Source organism: Streptomyces huiliensis (assembly GCF_020037025.1).
GTDB lineage: Bacteria > Actinomycetota > Actinomycetes > Streptomycetales > Streptomycetaceae > Streptomyces > Streptomyces huiliensis.
Map to the genome: position 1 here is coordinate 1 of NZ_JAIQLH010000569.1, position 485 is coordinate 485.

Consider the following 485-nt stretch of genomic DNA (forward strand, 5'->3'; position numbering starts at 1 on the left):
CGCCGGGTACGGCCGGTCGGTGGGCAGCTCCAGCCGGCTGGGGAGGTCTGCCAACTCCCGCTCCCAGTAGCGCGCCTGGCGCTGGAGCAGGCTGTCGGGATCCGCCTCGTCGCCCAGCAGCCGGTGCTGCCACAGCGTGTAGTCGGCGTACTGGACGGGCAGCGGCGCCCACCCGGGGACGTCGCCCGAGGTCCGCGCGCCGTACGCGGTCCAGAGGTCGCGCAGCAGCGGTGCCAGCGACCAGCCGTCGCTCGCGATGTGGTGCATGACGAGCACCAGCCGGTGTTCCCCGGCCGCCACCGCGAACAGCGTCGCGCGGAACGGGATGCCCGTGACCAGGTCGAACTCGTGCCGGCCGCACGCGCCGACGGCCGCCGCCAGGCGGTCCTCCGGCCACCCGGTCGCGTCGACGACGTCCCAGCCGAAGTCCGCCCCGGCCGCGTCGAGGACGCGCTGCTCGGGAACACCGTCCACGGCCGGGAACA

1 protein-coding gene is annotated in these 485 nt (G+C 75.3%); it reads right to left on the reverse strand.

The annotated features are described in order from the left end of the window. Nucleotides 1-485 (reverse strand): condensation domain-containing protein (locus JNW98_RS35900; protein ID WP_223772424.1); only part of this gene is annotated, 485 nt, incomplete at both ends.